This is a genomic window from Croceivirga thetidis (assembly GCF_012272815.1).
Lineage (GTDB): Bacteria > Bacteroidota > Bacteroidia > Flavobacteriales > Flavobacteriaceae > Croceivirga > Croceivirga thetidis.
In genome coordinates this window covers 388115-404259 of the sequence record NZ_JAAWWL010000002.1, presented here as the reverse complement: position 1 = coordinate 404259, position 16145 = coordinate 388115, and the positions used below count along the sequence as shown (strand labels likewise).

The window sequence follows — 16145 nt, the reverse complement described above, 5'->3', positions numbered from 1 at the left end:
TTAATTTACTTTTGCATTTCATAAAAATTGGACCTAAAAAGAATGAACATTCTTCAACTAACTTCAAAATCAGACGTAATAGGTATTAGCGCTAGTACCCTCTGTCTAATTCATTGCATAGCCACGCCCTTTTTATTTGTTGCACAGGCTGAGTTACTTGGTGGTACAGAGTCTCATCCTTTTTGGTGGGGCTTATTGGATATTGCTTTTTTGTTGGTATCCTACTTTGCCGTTTGGTGGTCTGCTTCCAATACTACGAAAACATGGGTTCCTTACGCCTTATGGATAAGTTGGGGTTTTTTATCACTAATTGTTCTCAACGAAAAATTCGAATTGATGAGACTACCCGAACAACTCATATACATACCTACCGTATGTTTAATTATCTTTCATTTATACAATCGTAAGTATCACGATTGTAGTGAGGAACAATGTGAATTGGATAAAAATTAAAGGCTTCTTTTAAAAAACTGAAGACGCAATAGCAAGTTTGATATATCTCTTATAACAGGTAGGTTTATCTGTAGCTAGTTCCTTTTCTTGTATCTAAGTTCCTTTGCGCGAATATCTTTGCTCCAAACCTCACTACCATCTTTATCTAGAATAGTCATTTTTAATACCCGATCGGTACGCGGACCAGTAACCTTTAATAGTCCAAAATTATGTTCGCCGAATAGGGTTTCTTCCAAACGATATTGATTAAGTTCCTCATTGTTGGGATAAGCCCCTGCAGTTAATGAGGAGCAAGTCAAATCATAAATAGGATAGACATCACGACTTTCTTGCATCCGACTTAGACCAGTATGGTGGCGATCTCCGTCTAAAAAAATAACACCTTCAATTTTTGCTTCCCTAATTTTATCCAAAAGATAACGTTGCTCTATTGGAAAGGTCGCATAATTTTCGTGCATGGCTTCCGTACTTAAGACTTGTCCCCCAATACACACAAATTTGAAAGGTGCATAACTCGATGACATTGCATTAATCAACCAATCAATTTGCTTTTTACCTAACATTTGTCTCTCAACAGCATCGTTATTGTTGGAAGTTCTGAAATAACGATTATCCAACAAAAAGAAATGCAAATCAGCCCATTGGAAAGATCCTGTTATTCCGCCTTCGTTAATTACGTCATAATTGGGATTCCCCCAGAAAAGCTTGAAAACTTCTGAGGCAGTTTTTTTTAGCCAGAAACTTCCATCAGAATCGTTTGGTCCAAAATCATGGTCGTCCCAAATGGCATAGTGATGGGTCGATGCCAATAATGGCTGAACTTCAGGCAAGGAACGTGTGTGGGTGTACCGGTGTAGGAACCCAGTTCTTGAATTCCAATCAGGCTCACGCAAGTAGGTGTTATCGCCCAACCAAAGCATAAAATCAGGTCTTTTTTCATGTATAGCTTCAAAAATTTCAAAATCGCTTCCATAAGGTTTGCCAGGTCGGTCAAAACGTTCTTCGTTTACATAATTACAACTACCAACTACAAACTCAACTTCTGGCGGATCAGTTCTCCATTGCCATAAGGTTTGTGATTGAAATTCCATTGGATAATCACGCTCGACCCTTTCTCCATCCACAAATAATTCATAGGAATAAGTTTTTCCGGGAAGCACTTTGTCAGCAATTAGTTTTGCAACAAAACCTTGCTTGTGTACTGTATTTAATTTTTCAGTTTGAAAGCGTTGTTCCGTATTTTCTTTATCGTAATACTCAAAATAAACCTCAGCGGTTTCTTTGGTTTGAACCCAAAGTAATACTTCTCGCATAGTTGAATAGCCCACCATTGGTCCAGACTGGAGCTTGTCTTGGGCAAAGCTCTCAGGAAAACCTAACAACAGTATTACTATTAAAATTAAGAGTGGCTTTTTCATTAGGGCATTTTATGATTTAGTATCTATTGATAAAAGTAAAGTAACCCTCAATTTCTGATGTTACTAAATCATAAAAAATGTTCTAAAAAGAATATGGTTCGTTGAAAATTGAACAATCACACATCGATTATTTTGCCCTTTGCTTTTTTACCTGCAAATACATAGGTATAAATCCACATAATGGTGAAAGAAGGTACGACATCCATCCCTGGAATTAACTCTTCAACAAACGTAAAAACACCCGCTGCTTGTCCAACTTTACCCTTATAAAGCCTTGTCATTAACCATCCTGCCAAAGGTGCCCAAATGACATCTGAAAATTCACCAACAAAAGGTATTGCAAATGACAACATCCCAATAGCATCAAATAGTAGGGATAGAAATAGGTTCTTGTATTTGTCGTCTTTTTGTTTTGTCATGGAAATTAAATAAGTGTTCTTTAGCCATTAAACAATAGCCATGCCAGAAAATTCTAAGATAAATCCGAACTGATTAGTTTTAAAAATTCGTTCCTCGTTTCAATTTTCTCAAACTGTCCTCGAAATCCAGAAGTCGTCGTTACGGAATTTTGTTTTTGCACACCCCGCATCATCATACACATATGCGAAGCTTCAATGACCACCGCCACCCCTTGGGGTTTCAACGTATTATTTATGCATTCTAGAATATCATGGGTCAATCGCTCCTGAACTTGCAAACGTCTCGCGAATACATCAACAATTCTTGGAATCTTACTTAAGCCTACAATGTGTCCGTTGGGTATATATGCCACATGGGCTTTTCCAAAAAATGGTAGCATGTGATGTTCGCAAAGGGAATAGAGTTCGATGTCTTTGATGATGACCATATCGTCATAATCTTCTTTGAACATGGCGCTTTTAAGAATCTCCTCGGCACTTTGCTTATAACCTTGGGTCAGAAAAAGCATAGCCTTGGCAGCGCGTTCAGGAGTTTTCAATAAACCATCTCGAGTAACGTCCTCCCCTATTTCATTTATTATGGTTTTATAACGCTCCTTAACCTCGTTGGTAAGTTCAATGTTGTATTCCTCTAAATTTCTGTAGGGTCCCATCTTAGCTTTTTGCAGTATTTAATTTGTCTGAAAAATACTGATTTAGTTTTTTAATTTTTGGATTGATGATAAACTGGCAATACGGTTGTGAACTATTGTAGTTATAATAATTGTGATGCTCTTGTTCAGCAAGATAGAAAGGCTTCTCTTCTGAAATAGCCGTTACGATTGGATTGGAAAAGACCTTTTCCTTCCCTAATAAAGAGATGTACTCCTCTGCCGTCTCTTTTTGAGCTTGCGTTGTGTAGAATATCTCACTTCTATATTGGGTACCTACATCATTACCTTGACGATTTAAGGTTGTAGGGTTATGTGTTGCAAAAAAGACCTCCAATAGCTCTTTGTAGCTTATTATTGAATTATCAAATTCAATTTTCACACCTTCAGCATGACCTGTTCTACCTGAACAAACTTCACGATAAGCTGGGTTTTTAATTGTCCCTCCAGTATAACCTGAAACTACTTTTCGAACGCCGTTAAGCCTTTGAAATACGGCTTCTGTACACCAAAAACAACCATTCGCAAAAATCGCTGTTTCAATATTCGTATCAATTTTATTTTCCATAAGTATAAAACTTGGGTATTTTTTTTTGAACCACAACCAAAAAATCTTCTTTAACTTTTGATTAGTAAAAAATGCAATTACCAAACTTGACTTTCAGCTCAAGTATCTAATGGTTAATTTCGTTATTCAAATGGATTTAATGGTCAAGGCCAAAAATATCAAAAAGACTTACGGTGAACTCCAAGTTTTAAAGGGAGTTGACGTAGAAATTAAAAAGAAAGAGATTGTTTCAATAGTTGGAGCTTCCGGTGCTGGGAAAACTACACTTTTACAGATTATTGGAACCTTAGACAATAGCTCAAACCCCAAAGAAAGCGTTCTTGAAATTGATGGTGTTGATATTCATGATCTAAAGGACAAGGAATTGGCGAAATTTCGAAATAAACATATTGGTTTTATATTTCAATTTCACCAATTGCTACCTGAATTTACGGCATTGGAGAATGTCTGTATTCCTGGATTTATTCAGAAACGACCTAAGTCGGAAGTTGAGTCAAGGGCTAAAGAGCTTCTGGATTTCTTAGGCCTATCAGAACGCTATCACCACAAACCAAATGAATTATCTGGTGGTGAGCAACAACGTGTAGCTGTTGCGCGCTCATTAATCAACAATCCATCTATTATTCTTGCAGATGAACCTTCGGGAAACTTAGACTCCGAAAGTGCTGAAAACTTGCACGACTTATTCTTCAAGCTTCGAGATGAATTGGGTCAAACGTTCATAATTGTCACCCACAATAAAGAATTGGCTGAAATGGCCGATAGAAAATTAACTATGGTCGACGGAAAGATTGTTTCATGAACCTATTACAAAAAGTTTGGGCATTTTTTTTAAAACCCAAGTATAGTACTTACAACTATTCCAATTCCATGAAAAAAAAGGTTTTTATTAATCTTTTATTATGGAACGTAATCATTGCATTTGGTATTGGAATGTTCGTTGGTGCTTTAATAGAACTTTTGAACTTAGATGTTGGGGACAATGAAGTCGAGAAAATGTTCGAAGAATATTCTCCATTGATGATATTTTTCTTGGCAGTCATTCTAGCCCCAATAATCGAGGAAACCATTTTTAGAGGTCCACTGGTGTTATTTAAAAATTCTAAGACCTTCCCTTTTTTCTTTTACATTTTGGCTTTTTTATTCGGGTTTGTTCACCTTTTCAATTTTGAATCTTATGAAAATGCCATTTGGTTTGCTCCATTTTTATTTTTACCGCAGTTGGTCACCGGAGTATTCTTAAGTTATATTCGAGTACGAATGGGCTTGTTGTATTCAATGTTATTTCATGCATTGTTCAACCTTGTTTTACTAGGACCATTTATACTACTTGAGATTTTCAAACCCACGGTGCATTGACAAAGTCGGAATTAAAAGATTTTTTGGATGAGAAAGCAGAATTCTATGAAAATCCTGACTTTTTAACGGCCGACCCAATTCAAATTCCTCATGGCTTTTCCAAGAAAGAAGACATTGAATTAAGTGCTTTTTTGACGGCGACCATCGCATGGGGAAACCGGAAAAGTATCATTACCAATGCGACTCGTTTAATGGCGCTATTTGACAACGCTCCTTATGATTTTGTAATGAATCATGCCGAGGGAGATTTAAGAGTGCTTGAAAATTTTGTGCATCGCACGTTTAATGGAACAGACCTCATATTCTTTGTGAAAGCCCTTCAAAACATTTATGACAACCACAATGGTTTGGAATCCATATTCGTAAAACATCAAGAACCTCGCTCACTCCAAAATTCCATTTCAGCCCTAAAATCTTACTTCTTTGAATTAGAGCACTTACCCAGAACCAGAAAACATGTTTCAAATCCGGAAACAGGTTCAGCGGCAAAACGTATCAATATGTTTTTACGCTGGATGGTACGACCCCCAGGTAAGGGAGTTGATTTTGGACTTTGGGAGAAACTTAAACCAGCCCAACTATCATGCCCTCTTGATGTTCATTCTGGCAACGTAGCCCGGAAACTAAAACTCCTTAAACGAAAACAAAACGACGCAAAAGCACTGTTGGAATTGGATAACTCACTCAGAAAATTTGATACAGAAGATCCAGTTAAATATGATTTTGCACTTTTTGGACTCGGGGTTTTTGAAAAGTTCTAGTTACTGATTTCAAATTGCTTGTCATTTAGGGTTCTCATAAATGCTATTAGAGCTTTAGACTCATTTTCAGCCAAATTAAGTGAATCAGGAGGCAAGGTTTGATAAGGTACATCCAAGCCCATTCCCTGTCCGCCACCAACGTTATAAAAATTAACTACCTCTTCTAAAGTATTGTACACTCCATTATGCATGTAGGGTGCAGTTAATTCCGCATTTCTAACCGTTGATGTCTTAAAAAAGCTTCGTTTTTCCTCAACCCTGTATGGATAAAACTGTCCAGGGTCTTTATCCAAAACCGGATGTTCAAAACTGGCATTCTCCGGAACCCCAAGGTTTTCAAACTCTGTCTCCATGTACTTTGGAGGTACCGTACCGTTAAAAGCTGGAGGGAAATGGCAGGTTGCACAGGCCGCTTTGCCCATAAATAAATTAAATCCTAAAATTTCCTCCGTCGTCAAAGTATTCTCAATGCCTTGCATGTTCTTATCGAACTTTGAATCAAAAGGGGAAAGACTGCGTATATATGTGGCTATGGCATGCCGGGCATTCCGATTTGAAATACTACCGCCATAAAGGGAGTCAAATTTTTTAACGTAGGTTGGATTCGCTTTAATTCGTTGTTCTATGGTATTTAAATCTAAATGAAATTCATTGTCATCGTTGACAACTTTCACAATTTGGTCTTCCAAGCTAGCAGCTCGACCATCGTAGAAGAATGTACGTTGATAAACGGAGTAGGTTAAAGTTGGAGTGTTGCGCAGCAATTCTTTGTTGTTGATTCCCCTTGCCTTTTTAAGACCATCGGTAAATGCTTTTTCTTTATGATGGCAGGAGGCGCAACTTATGTTTTCAGTACTTGATAAAGACTCATCGTTAAATAGCATTTTGCCCAAAGCAATACGCTCTTCTGTTATTTCAGGAGCTCTTGGCGTTGAAAACAAGGCCATATTGAAAAAATTCTTAGAAAAAAGATTTGTTGACCTAGGGTTTAGGGGGCGTGAAGCGTTCAAAACTATATTCCAATCATCCGCGGTATCATTGATAAGTTCCAATTGTCTGTTGGTGTGATTCTTTATAAAGGAATATCTATCAAAAGTGTCGAAATTGCCCAATTTTAAAGCTGAAATAGTACTGTTTATTTCTTTTACCCAAGAATTATATAACTCTTTAGATTTGAAAGCAGGTTCATAAATGCTAAGTATTTCCTGAATAGTCTCGTAGTTGTAAATGGCTTCGTTTAAAGAATTAGCCAACATTGGAGAGTCGAAACCTGTAATCCCCTTAGTAGCCACATTGACAATGGCGTCACGTAACATTTTTAAGTGATGACGGTCTCTTTGCCTAATCAAGATGTGATTCTTTCTTATGTAGGGAATTCGAACTTTTAAGTACTGAATTACGTATTCCAAATCTTTATTGTCGAACCCCTCATCAGCATATAATAATTCCTCGAGAACTTGATAGCTTTTAGGTTTAATCTTCTTGATATCCTGATAGTCATCAATCTCAACCTTCAATAAGTTCGGAGCATTCATAGAGAGATAATTCTCGTTATCATAAGCAATAAGCATCGGCTCCAGCCTCTTATACCATTCCCTGCTTTTTAAGAAATTGGCTCTGTTTTCTTTCAATGATTTTAAGGTGTCAATTTTTTGGATGTAGTAGGCAGCGCTATCCAAAGTCTTGAAATAGTGATCGCGTATGGCATCATTAAACATCGAAATTTTATCGGAAGATGTGGCAAATACCAATAATTTGTCTTCTTTTTTACAGGCTACGAAGCATAGAATAAGGGTAAACGTTTGAAAAATGTAAAGATGGTATTTCATAGTATTGAATTCTCGATAAGTAAGCAAAAGGGTTCCCAGAATTGGGAACCCTTTATTGATTAAAGTTTTTTACTATAACTATCTTGGAAGGCCAGTAATCTTGAACAAAAAGGAACCTTCAAGTCTTGCAGAGCCTTCATCAATTGCAGTTGGGTCGTAGAATTTTAACCCGTCTGCACGCACTGCGGATTCTGGTTGGTTGCCATAGTTCCACCCATGTACTTGAGCACCTCCAATAAAAGTAGGTTCAGTAGCTCCAATGATGTCAGTTACATCAATCAAACCAGTTATTTCCCAGTAACTGCTAGTGTTCCCTATTCCAAGAGTTGATGCCTCATTCTGATTACACTCCATTACTTCTGAAACGGCACCTGTATTTAAATCAAGTTGCCACAATTTAGCAAACCCTTGAATCGCAGGATTTAAATCTTGATAGCCATTGGGGTCTTCTTGAATATAAGCGTAGTTTTCTGTTACAACAATGTTATCTGGAGAATGCATGCCATCTGCAGCGCCACCAACTTTATCCCCATCCATTACAACCTCTAATTTTGCTGGACCGATGGGATTGTCGGCATTCAGTGTCAATTTGTACACACGTCCAAAAGTTGTTCCCCTATTAGCTAAATCAGGGTTATCAGAACGGTATCGGCCCGTAGCATTAAAATACACCTCTCTGTTTGCCTCAGCTGAACCTCTTCTCCAGTCGATATCTTCAATTCTTTGGAAACCAATAGCCAAGGAATCTATACCTTCTTGATTCAATTCAGCAAGTGTTCTTTCGGTTACTTCAACCCACTCAACATCGTATTCCGTATCTTCAGCCATTCCCATCTCAAACAATTGACCACCTGCACCAGGAGCCGTTTCAACGGGATTGGTTCCTCGCAGCATGTATAAACCGCCTCCATTTAAATCTCCTCGTGACCCCACATACATTGCGAAGTGGGATTCAGGATAATCATTACTACTATCATCATCTCCCATAAATACTACTGTTTGTGAAGGATAGGCATCCTTACCTATTACTACCGCGTTTTCAGTTGACCACTCTCCTAGAGCAGGCAATCTGTCCGCCTCTACCCTATCATCAGTAGAACGGAAAGGATTTACACGATACACCCCTTTCGCATTACCTCCCCATTCACCACCAGAAAGATAAAGAGGTCCAAAACCATGTTCCTCAGGAGTGATTGAAGAACCCGAACACTGAGCTGTGAAAGCAGTAGCCGTTGCATTCACGATGTAGTCCCCTTCCAGAGGTTGAAGGTCTTCGTTCAAACGAATTCTTGCAATGGAAAAATCGGATTCTAAATTATTAATAAAAGCGTATGTGCCATCACTCCATGGATACAAAGCAGCACCATCCATAAAGGAGCCATAAACAAAAGTAGAATCTGTTGGAAGGATATCTGCAGACGTCATAATCATCTCCAATTGCGCCGAACCAGCAAAAACACCTTTGAGTTCGAATACTGAATTAGGAACTACCGACATTGTCAATGGTTCCATTTCTTCAACGGTTAAATCTTGACCATCGGCACCATCAGCTCCATCGGCACCATCAGCTCCATCGGCACCATCAGCTCCAGCAGGACCTTGCTCACCTTGAGGTCCAACATCCCCTTCACAGCTGGTGTATGTCATACCTAACACCGAAGCTGAGAATATTAGAACAATTAATTTTTTCAATTTCATGATTTAAAGTTTTTAGGTTTTCGTTGGTCTAAAATTATTGGGAGACCATTACCACAGCATTACCTGTATTTTTACTTTAAATCACTTCAGTCTTAAGAAAAGGTTAATATGTTATTTTAACTTTCCCAGAAAGTTTTCAAAAACCATCTTAAAAGTTAAGAGTCTAATAATCAAATATTTGAACTATTTTGAAAAACCATAACTATTCGAAAATTCAAGTTCTTGTCTTTTGCCACCTTGAGCAATTGATTTGTATATGGCTTCCACAATTATCATATCGCGTTTACCCATTTCACCAGGGGCAAGATTGGGGGTCTCATATAAAATATGGCTCGCAAAATCATCCATTTGAAGTTGTTGTTGGCTTACCTGTTCAAAGTCCAAAGGTCCTTTTGAAGTTCGTCCAGCAAGTGGTATATATGTACTTGCAGGATCCAATTCAAACCATCCATTTTCACAACTAGCGTGCAACCTATTGGCTCGGATATTATGTGAGGTCATCATTGTCGCAGTTGCCCCCGAAGGAAATTCGAACTGCGCAGTTATTGTTTCGTCGGTATCCTTAAAATACTCAGGCCTTGTACTGAATTCTTGGGCCGATACAGAAATGGGATTTTCGCCCGTAGCATATATTGAGCTTTGAATGGCATAAACCCCCATATTGACCAATGCACCGCCTCCTGAAAGTTTACGGTTCAAGCGCCATTGGCCAGGGCTCCCCATTGAACGATAAGCTGCGTCTGAACTTACATGAATAACATCACCAAATGTTTTTTCTCGAACAAACCGTTTGACCGCTTGCGTGAACGGTTCAGAATGAAGTCTATAGCCCATACCGAGTTTTACTCCAGACGCTTTACACGCATTGATAATTTCATCACATTCGGCCACATTCATGGCCATGGGCTTTTCACAGATAACATGTTTTCCTGCCTTAGCCGCTCGAATTGAAAATTCTGCGTGCATTGAATTTGGTAACACTACATAGACTATGTCAACATCCGGATTGTCTTTGATACCATCAAAATTTTGATAATTATAAATCGACTTTTGTGGAATTCCATACTTCTGAGACCAGGTCTTTTCTTTGGCTGGAGTTCCTGTAACTATTGCGGCCAAATAACAGTGTTGGGTGTTTTGAAGTGCAGGGGCCAATTGATAGGTGCTGTATCCCCCTAGACCAACCAGGGCAATACCCAACTTCTTTTTCTGCTCACCCATAGCACAGGCAAAAGGTAAGTTTGCGACCATAGCGCCACCTGCTAAGCCCATAGAAGCCGTTTTTCCGAATTTCCGTCTAGTGATTAAATTTTTCATGAACGATGGTTTCATTAAAAGTACGAACAGCGACAATTTAAGAACGTTAATTGTTTTGCAAAATCCGTACTTTTAGAACAATCGAGAAACCATCAAAAATGAAGAATACCTTCCTAATTTGTCTAGTGTTTGCATACGTTTTGCATGCACAAGAACGAAAACTTCCAATTGATACTACCGTAACCACCCAACACAGTGTGACCATAAATGGCACAGCAATAAGCTATACTGCCACAACTGGCACACAACCCGTGTGGGACGAAATGGGAGAACCAATCGCTTCTTTACACTATACCTATTACACCCGAAATAATATAAAAAATCGGGCTTCAAGACCTATTCTTTTTTCATTTAATGGTGGTCCTGGTTCTGGGTCTGTATGGATGCATTTGGCCTACACAGGTCCAAGAGTTTTAAAAATTGATGATGAGGGATATCCTGTGCAACCATATGGTGTTAAAGAAAATCCCTTTTCGATATTAGATGTTACCGATATCGTTTATATAAATCCTGCAAATACAGGATATTCAAGAACGATTCCCGAGACTGGTAAGGAAGTAGATCGCGATAAATTCTTTGGTATAAATGCCGACGTTAAATATTTAGCCGAATGGATGAACACCTTTGTTACCAGAAATAATCGTTGGCGTTCACCAAAATACATTGTTGGTGAAAGTTATGGGGGCACTAGGGTAATGGGGCTCTCATTGGCCTTGCAAAACCAACAGTGGATGTACTTAAATGGGGTAATCATGGTATCTCCAGCAGATTATAAGGTTATTCGAGTTGGTGGTCCTGTTTCGAGCGCCTTAAACCTCCCTTATTATACTGCAGCGGCCTGGCATCATGGCGTTTTGCCTTCAGATTTGCAAGGGAAGGATTTATTGGATGTGTTACCCGAATCAGAGGATTTTACGGTAAATAAGTTGATTCCTGCAATTGCTAAAGGAGGTTTTATCTCAGACACCGAACGTGACAATATTGCGGCAACTGTGGCGCGCTATTCCGGACTGGACAAAAAAGATATTTTAGACCACAACCTAGATGTTCCTACAGCTTTTTTCTGGAAAAATTTAATGAAGGAAAAAGGTGGCTATACCGTAGGTCGGCTAGACAGTCGCTACAAAGGAATTGATCGGCAGCTATTTGGCTCCAGGCCTGATTATAACTCAGAACTCACTTCTTGGCTTCATAGTTTCACACCAGCAATTAATTACTACTTACAAGAAGAGCTCAACTTTAAAACTGATATAAAATATAATATGTTCGGCCCCGTGCGCCCATGGAATAATGAAAATGATAACACCCGAGACAACTTACGACAGGCAATGGCACAGAATCCGTATTTAAATGTTTTAGTGCAGTCTGGTTATTATGATGGGGCTACAACCTATTTCAATGCCAAATACACAATGTGGCAAATTGACCCCAGTGGAAGAATGAAAGACCGAATGGACTTTAAGGGTTATCGTTCTGGGCATATGATGTATTTACGACGGGAAGATTTGAAAAAAGCGAACGACGATTTACGTGATTTCATAAAAAGAACAATGACCAATGGAAAAAGTGCAAAATATTAAATGGATCAAACAAATAGGCCTAACAGTATGTTTTTCGCTTTTATGTTCCTTGAATATACTAGCACAAGAAATTCCTTCTACAGATTGGCAAATTAAGACCGCCCTAATGGCCGTACCCGAAGATTATCGTGACGGTGCAAAAGTATACGGATATGATTCCAACGGGAATTTTACCACTTTACGCGAAGGAACGAATGATTTTATCGCCTTAGCTGATGATCCGAAAAAAGAAAATTTCTCAACAGCGGCTTATCACAAAGATTTGGATGTGTTTATGGCTAGAGGACGTCAACTTCGAAAGGAAGGGAAAGATGGAAAGGAAATTTTTGAGATAAGGGAATCAGAGGTAAAAAACGGCAAATTAAAAATGCCTGACAAAGCAACGTTATGTGTTTTTACGGGCGATGTAAATCCAGAAACCAAGGAGATTGAAAATCCTTATGTTCGCTATGTATTTTATATTCCTTTTGCAACAGGTGAATCCACAGGACTGCCTACTACCCCTACCCCACCAGGGCATGCATGGCTTATGGACCCAGGTACCCATCGTGCGCACATTATGATTACCCCTCCAAAAAAGTAATGAAAAAAATCACTTTTGATAATCCACATCGAAAAAAGCATTTTGATTTTTTCAATGGAATGAACCACCCTCATTTTAATATTACCGCAAATGTTGATATAACGAGGTTCCTGAATATCCAACGAAAAAAAAAGCTCCCATTAACCTATAGTTTAGTTCATTTATTAGCAACTGCAGCAAACGAAATACCGGAGTTTAAATGGCGAATTCGAAATAATGAAATTATTGAACACGATTTGGTTCATCCCTCATTTACCGTTCCAACAGATGAAACAGATGTTTTTAGTTTTTGCACGGTTGATTTTAAAAGTAGTAGAGAAGATTTTATCAAGCTTGCCGAATCAATCAGAATACAAATGAAATCAGAACCATCTATGGAAGATGAGCTCGGTCGGGACGATTATTTATTTATGTCAGCAATACCCTGGATAAGTTTTACAAGCATCCAACACGCAATGCATTACCATCCTCACGATAGTGTACCCAGAATAAGTTGGGGTAAGTTCTTTGGACAAGATAAAAAAACGATGATGCCTCTCGCAGTTCAAGCGCATCATGCATTAGTTGACGGCCAACATATGGGTTCGTATTTTAATAATGTGCAATCATTATGTGATAATTATAAATAATATTCATATAATATTAATTTTTATTAAATATAATGTAACATTTTAATGAAAATGCCTACATATTATTAAAATATGAGGTTATGGCATTTGGATTTCACGGAAGAACAGCAGAAGCTTACAATCGGTCACTTTTAAAAAAACGCCCAATTAGGACAAAAAACGATGTTTATGGTAAGGGTGGAAAAACTTCACTTGATTTTAAGAAGTCCACTAAAAAAGAGGCCGCCACATATACAAAAAGAGATTTAAGAAAGCAGGAATCCTTACTTGTTTTACAACTTTCTGTAGTAGCGTTACTAGTGCTTATCATCCTCGTATTGGCATACGCACTTATTTTTTAATCAAAAAACAACGACATGGGAGGAGAGGGAAGCATGATGCATGCTATTAAGTCACTAAAACAAAATAGAAATCTATTAAAAAGAAGAAAGCAGAAAACTAAGGACGATGTTTATGGAGTCGCGGTTAAGACAAAACTTAATCTCAAGCAATCGACACCAGCTGATGTGTTAAAGGTCAAAAGGCAAATGCAAGAATATAATCGGCAACTTCGCGTCAAGGGTTTCATAGCAGGTATTCTAGTATTTATGATAATCGTATTGGTTACCGCCTACATTTCTAGTCAGCTTTAAAATTGATACTTTTAAGGAAAATGGAGGAATGAAACTAAAGTATACCACAATGATTATTGCTTTCGCCCTTTTTGGATTGTCTTCTATGCAAAAGGTAACTGCACAAGACTGGCCGAATTTATCGAAATATCAAAAGGCGAATACTGAATTGGAAATGCCTAAAGAAGGGGAAAACAGGGTTGTATTCATGGGCAATAGCATAACAGAAGGTTGGCTGCAAGCCGATTCGGATTTCTTTGAAAAAAACCGATATGTAAATCGGGGAATCGGTGGTCAAACCACGCCGCAAATGGTATTACGTTTTCGTCAAGATGTGATTGACCTAAATCCAAAAATTGTGGTCATTCTTGCCGGAACCAATGACATAGCTGGTAATACAGGACCAATGACCTTAGCACAAATAAGAGATAACATTCACTCTATGGTGGAATTATCGAAAGCCAACGGTATTATACCAATTGTGTGCTCTGTTTTACCTGCTTATGATTATCCTTGGCGACCAGGATTGGAACCCAATATTAAAATTCCTGCGCTGAATCTAATGGTCAAAGAAATGTGCGCGAATGAAGATGTTCCATACCTCGATTATTTTAGTGAAATGGCAGATGAACGTAATGGATTACCAAAGACCTATACCACTGACGAAGTTCATTTGACAAAAGAAGGATATGATGTAATGAAAAAAATGGTCGAAAATTCAATTGCCCAAGCCCTCAAAGGTTAGACGATTTTAAAAAAGGCCGTTGACAAAGCAACGGCCAATCTTACAACAAAAAGCACAATTAATTTTTGTAAAAACGTTCAATAGCCCACAAGATAAATCTGGCCCTTTTCATATTTCCCTTTTTAATATGTTGATAAGCCCGATCGAGATATTGCTGTACTTTATTTTTCTTTTTACGTTCTGTTGCAGAACTTGATTTGGCATCATTTCCATCATTGGAAAATTCTTTCCTTAAAAAATATAGGTCCTGTGCTGTTTGCAAGTCTTCAGGTGTAAAATCGACACCCGTGTACTCTTGTAATAATTGTAGGTACATAAATCCAAACTCCTCAGTAGGTTCAATCGGTGTACCCTCCCCAAAATCATTCCAAGTCGCCAATTGAATAAAATCAGCGGTTTGATGGTGAGTGTAATTTAGGGTTTCAACAAAAATATTTCCTCCATCAGGCTCTATTTGCCAATCATGTTGCAGCCCCCAGCCACCTAGTTCACTGTAATTCATAAAACTTGGATAAACGCTACCGATTCTTAGTCTATCTTCATTTTGGGGCTGATTCATGTGCCAATAATAATGACCATGCGCTTCAAGATGGGTACGGTCTATCCAAGCAAACTCTCCAGTGGCACTATCACCAACCCAAGGTTCGGATGCTCCCCATAGAGTTGCATAGTGAGGTTTTTCTTGTTCTGGGAAAACCGTGAATATTTCATCCCAATCCGATGTATTTTGAATATGATGTGGACCAAAGACCAACAACAACGGTTTTTCTTCCCATTGAATGTAATTCGGACTGGTCATGTAAGTATCGCGAACATACTCAAAGTCTTGTTTTGCGGCAGTAACTGCATCAGGGGCATAACCCAAGTCAACAGCCTGAACTGCAGTTCTATCCTCGTACATTATGGAAAAATCAAGTCCAAGGTCTTCTAGTCTCCACATGAATGTTTCCGTTGCCAATTTCATGATTCCATAATCATAATAATCGCGACTACCATACCAGTCGAAAATTACTCCATCAATTCCAGCCATTTTCATCATTAGAAAATGATACTCCTGTAAATCGGGGTCGATTGAAGAATAAGGACCTATTTCTGGATAGAAGAAAGAGGCAATTTCCCTCTTTCCATTTTCGTCAATATTTTCGGGATTCTTATTTGCCATTGTCCAATGGTGTCCCCACCAACCATCGTAGTCTTTGCTTTGAAACCATGGCATATAATGCGCATAAACTTTTTTAGGATTGTCTTTAGGAACCTCCATTCCTGAAATATCAACAATCTTCCCAGATTTAATTTGTTCAATAATATCGTCCTCTTCAATTAAAATTTGAAGAAGCGTAGAATCAGATACAATGCTATCTTGCACGACATTATTTAAAGATTCTTCGACCAGCAATTCGTTTTGATCGTCTTTTGTACAGGAAGCTATTATTGTGATTAGCAATGAAATAGCAAGGATGAAGTGTAGGTTAAGTTGTTTCATCGATGATTTGAAGTAATTGATTTGGTGAGGCAAATGTAGGAT

Annotated in this window: 18 protein-coding genes; 10 read left to right on the top strand and 8 right to left on the bottom strand. The window is 38.3% G+C overall.

Annotated features, from left to right (window positions below; genetic code table 11):
• Window positions 1-42: 42 nt before the first annotated feature.
• Window positions 43-453: a MerC domain-containing protein gene (locus HCU67_RS09500; RefSeq protein WP_168552392.1), complete on the top strand. Its 411-nt coding sequence runs from the start codon at window positions 43-45 to the stop codon at window positions 451-453.
• 74 nt (window positions 454-527) lie between these two features.
• On the opposite strand, the gene HCU67_RS09495 is transcribed toward HCU67_RS09500, so the two are convergent.
• The 4 genes from HCU67_RS09495 to msrA all read right to left on the bottom strand — a co-directional run bounded on the left by HCU67_RS09495 (window position 528) and on the right by msrA (window position 3508).
• Window positions 528-1871 (bottom strand): alkaline phosphatase D family protein, encoded by a 1344-nt coding sequence (locus HCU67_RS09495; RefSeq protein WP_168552391.1) that lies wholly within the window; start codon window positions 1869-1871, stop codon window positions 528-530.
• A 116-nt stretch (window positions 1872-1987) separates the two neighbouring features.
• Window positions 1988-2290 (bottom strand): hypothetical protein, encoded by a 303-nt coding sequence (locus tag HCU67_RS09490; RefSeq protein WP_168552390.1) that lies wholly within the window; start codon window positions 2288-2290, stop codon window positions 1988-1990.
• A gap of 53 nt (window positions 2291-2343) precedes the next feature.
• The gene (gene folE, locus HCU67_RS09485; RefSeq protein ID WP_168552389.1) at window positions 2344-2943 is read right to left on the bottom strand and encodes a GTP cyclohydrolase I FolE; all 600 of its coding nucleotides are present in this window, start codon (window positions 2941-2943) and stop codon (window positions 2344-2346) included.
• A 1-nt stretch (window position 2944) separates the two neighbouring features.
• Complete coding sequence (msrA, locus tag HCU67_RS09480; RefSeq protein WP_168552388.1) at window positions 2945-3508, bottom strand: peptide-methionine (S)-S-oxide reductase MsrA; 564 nt, start codon at window positions 3506-3508, stop codon at window positions 2945-2947.
• Window positions 3509-3647: 139 nt separating this feature from the next.
• Between msrA and HCU67_RS09475 the strand changes: the two genes are divergently transcribed.
• The 3 genes from HCU67_RS09475 to HCU67_RS09465 all read left to right on the top strand — a co-directional run bounded on the left by HCU67_RS09475 (window position 3648) and on the right by HCU67_RS09465 (window position 5628).
• Window positions 3648-4310, top strand: coding sequence for an ABC transporter ATP-binding protein (locus HCU67_RS09475; protein WP_168553474.1), 663 nt, complete (start codon window positions 3648-3650; stop codon window positions 4308-4310).
• Window positions 4311-4378: 68 nt separating this feature from the next.
• Window positions 4379-4867 (top strand): CPBP family intramembrane glutamic endopeptidase, encoded by a 489-nt coding sequence (locus tag HCU67_RS09470; protein ID WP_168552387.1) that lies wholly within the window; start codon window positions 4379-4381, stop codon window positions 4865-4867.
• Window positions 4864-5628, top strand: coding sequence for a TIGR02757 family protein (locus HCU67_RS09465; protein ID WP_168552386.1), 765 nt, complete (start codon window positions 4864-4866; stop codon window positions 5626-5628). Before HCU67_RS09470 ends, HCU67_RS09465 begins: the two co-directional genes overlap by 4 nt.
• Here HCU67_RS09465 and HCU67_RS09460 read toward each other — a convergent pair.
• The 3 genes from HCU67_RS09460 to HCU67_RS09450 all read right to left on the bottom strand — a co-directional run bounded on the left by HCU67_RS09460 (window position 5625) and on the right by HCU67_RS09450 (window position 10472).
• Complete coding sequence (locus tag HCU67_RS09460) at window positions 5625-7457, bottom strand: cytochrome-c peroxidase (RefSeq protein ID WP_168552385.1); 1833 nt, start codon at window positions 7455-7457, stop codon at window positions 5625-5627. The two genes, HCU67_RS09465 and HCU67_RS09460, sit on opposite strands and share 4 nt — an antisense overlap.
• Window positions 7458-7535: 78 nt before the next feature.
• Window positions 7536-9155, bottom strand: a complete 1620-nt coding sequence (locus tag HCU67_RS09455) for a PhoX family protein (protein WP_168552384.1) — start codon at window positions 9153-9155, stop codon at window positions 7536-7538.
• A 183-nt stretch (window positions 9156-9338) separates the two neighbouring features.
• Window positions 9339-10472, bottom strand: a complete 1134-nt coding sequence (locus HCU67_RS09450; RefSeq protein ID WP_168552383.1) for a Gfo/Idh/MocA family protein — start codon at window positions 10470-10472, stop codon at window positions 9339-9341.
• 98 nt (window positions 10473-10570) lie between these two features.
• Between HCU67_RS09450 and HCU67_RS09445 the strand changes: the two genes are divergently transcribed.
• The 6 genes from HCU67_RS09445 to HCU67_RS09420 all read left to right on the top strand — a co-directional run bounded on the left by HCU67_RS09445 (window position 10571) and on the right by HCU67_RS09420 (window position 14620).
• Window positions 10571-12052 (top strand): S10 family peptidase, encoded by a 1482-nt coding sequence (locus tag HCU67_RS09445; RefSeq protein WP_168552382.1) that lies wholly within the window; start codon window positions 10571-10573, stop codon window positions 12050-12052.
• A complete protein-coding gene (locus HCU67_RS09440; protein WP_246865751.1) occupies window positions 12030-12635 on the top strand; it encodes a hypothetical protein in 606 nt (201 codons plus the stop codon). Before HCU67_RS09445 ends, HCU67_RS09440 begins: the two co-directional genes overlap by 23 nt.
• The gene (locus HCU67_RS09435; RefSeq protein WP_168552381.1) at window positions 12635-13264 is read left to right on the top strand and encodes a chloramphenicol acetyltransferase; all 630 of its coding nucleotides are present in this window, start codon (window positions 12635-12637) and stop codon (window positions 13262-13264) included. The genes HCU67_RS09440 and HCU67_RS09435 overlap by 1 nt, the downstream gene beginning before the upstream one ends.
• An 80-nt stretch (window positions 13265-13344) precedes the next feature.
• Complete coding sequence (locus HCU67_RS09430) at window positions 13345-13605, top strand: hypothetical protein (RefSeq protein ID WP_168552380.1); 261 nt, start codon at window positions 13345-13347, stop codon at window positions 13603-13605.
• Between the two features lie 15 nt (window positions 13606-13620).
• The gene (locus tag HCU67_RS09425; protein ID WP_168552379.1) at window positions 13621-13896 is read left to right on the top strand and encodes a hypothetical protein; all 276 of its coding nucleotides are present in this window, start codon (window positions 13621-13623) and stop codon (window positions 13894-13896) included.
• A gap of 28 nt (window positions 13897-13924) precedes the next feature.
• Window positions 13925-14620 (top strand): SGNH/GDSL hydrolase family protein, encoded by a 696-nt coding sequence (locus HCU67_RS09420; RefSeq protein WP_168552378.1) that lies wholly within the window; start codon window positions 13925-13927, stop codon window positions 14618-14620.
• A 58-nt stretch (window positions 14621-14678) separates the two neighbouring features.
• Here the strand turns inward: HCU67_RS09420 and HCU67_RS09415 are convergent, their stop codons facing one another.
• On the bottom strand, window positions 14679-16103 hold the full coding sequence (locus HCU67_RS09415; protein WP_168552377.1) for a glycoside hydrolase family 99 protein: 1425 nt from the start codon (window positions 16101-16103) through the stop codon (window positions 14679-14681).
• Between the last annotated feature and the right edge of the window lie 42 nt (window positions 16104-16145).

Bases quoted from the DNA above. Each gene is read 5' to 3' on its own strand.
- HCU67_RS09430 (WP_168552380.1), top strand. From the start codon at position 13,345: ATGGCATTTGGATTTCACGGAAGAACAGCAGAAGCTTACAATCGGTCA.
- folE (WP_168552389.1), bottom strand. From the start codon at position 2,943: ATGGGACCCTACAGAAATTTAGAGGAATACAACATTGAACTTACCAAC.
- HCU67_RS09420 (WP_168552378.1), top strand. From the start codon at position 13,925: ATGAAACTAAAGTATACCACAATGATTATTGCTTTCGCCCTTTTTGGA.
- HCU67_RS09470 (WP_168552387.1), top strand. From the start codon at position 4,379: ATGAAAAAAAAGGTTTTTATTAATCTTTTATTATGGAACGTAATCATT.
- HCU67_RS09435 (WP_168552381.1), top strand. From the start codon at position 12,635: ATGAAAAAAATCACTTTTGATAATCCACATCGAAAAAAGCATTTTGAT.
- msrA (WP_168552388.1), bottom strand. From the start codon at position 3,508: ATGGAAAATAAAATTGATACGAATATTGAAACAGCGATTTTTGCGAAT.
- HCU67_RS09425 (WP_168552379.1), top strand. From the start codon at position 13,621: ATGGGAGGAGAGGGAAGCATGATGCATGCTATTAAGTCACTAAAACAA.
- HCU67_RS09475 (WP_168553474.1), top strand. From the start codon at position 3,648: ATGGTCAAGGCCAAAAATATCAAAAAGACTTACGGTGAACTCCAAGTT.
- HCU67_RS09440 (WP_246865751.1), top strand. From the start codon at position 12,030: ATGGAAAAAGTGCAAAATATTAAATGGATCAAACAAATAGGCCTAACA.
- HCU67_RS09500 (WP_168552392.1), top strand. From the start codon at position 43: ATGAACATTCTTCAACTAACTTCAAAATCAGACGTAATAGGTATTAGC.
- HCU67_RS09460 (WP_168552385.1), bottom strand. From the start codon at position 7,457: ATGAAATACCATCTTTACATTTTTCAAACGTTTACCCTTATTCTATGC.
- HCU67_RS09495 (WP_168552391.1), bottom strand. From the start codon at position 1,871: ATGAAAAAGCCACTCTTAATTTTAATAGTAATACTGTTGTTAGGTTTT.
- HCU67_RS09490 (WP_168552390.1), bottom strand. From the start codon at position 2,290: ATGACAAAACAAAAAGACGACAAATACAAGAACCTATTTCTATCCCTA.
- HCU67_RS09455 (WP_168552384.1), bottom strand. From the start codon at position 9,155: ATGAAATTGAAAAAATTAATTGTTCTAATATTCTCAGCTTCGGTGTTA.
- HCU67_RS09415 (WP_168552377.1), bottom strand. From the start codon at position 16,103: ATGAAACAACTTAACCTACACTTCATCCTTGCTATTTCATTGCTAATC.
- HCU67_RS09445 (WP_168552382.1), top strand. From the start codon at position 10,571: ATGAAGAATACCTTCCTAATTTGTCTAGTGTTTGCATACGTTTTGCAT.
- HCU67_RS09450 (WP_168552383.1), bottom strand. From the start codon at position 10,472: ATGAAAAATTTAATCACTAGACGGAAATTCGGAAAAACGGCTTCTATG.